The sequence below is a fragment of the Neobacillus niacini genome (genome assembly GCF_023715785.1).
In the GTDB taxonomy this organism is placed as follows: Bacteria; Bacillota; Bacilli; order Bacillales; family Cytobacillaceae; genus Neobacillus; species Neobacillus niacini_E.
Map to the genome: position 1 here is coordinate 1 of NZ_JAMBOX010000086.1, position 415 is coordinate 415.

Below are 415 nucleotides of genomic sequence, written 5' to 3' on the forward strand. Positions count from 1 at the left end.
TTGATATGGTAATCGCTGGCTTGCACATTCGAGAGCAGTTCGGTCATCAACAGTCCCACCAGGAAATTGACGCGTATCTCTTTTAAGTGGTTATTACTGTAGATCTCGCTAATGATGACATGCATAATGTTTTGAATTGCGTCGATTTCCCCCACTTTAAAGTGAATATGTTCTCCATGTTTTTTTCTGCCATTAATTGCTGAAAGGATAAAACGGGAAATGATGTTATTTTCGTCAAAAAGTGACATGAGTCGACCGAAAAATTCGGTCTTAATAATAAAATTGATGATAATATCATTCTGCCCTGCGGCTTCAATTTCGTGTCTGGCAAACTGGTTGATAAGCAGGATCTCACCCTTACCTAAAGTGAGACTTTCTTCATTAATCTTCTGATGCATTTTACCCTGATATATAT

General features: G+C 37.8%; 1 protein-coding gene. It reads right to left on the bottom strand.

Annotation, left to right across the window (positions count from 1 at the left end):
• The coding region (locus M3234_RS28960; RefSeq protein WP_464515145.1) for a cupin domain-containing protein at positions 1 to 398 on the bottom strand (398 nt) is incomplete at its 3' end.
• Positions 399 to 415 lie beyond the last annotated feature (17 nt).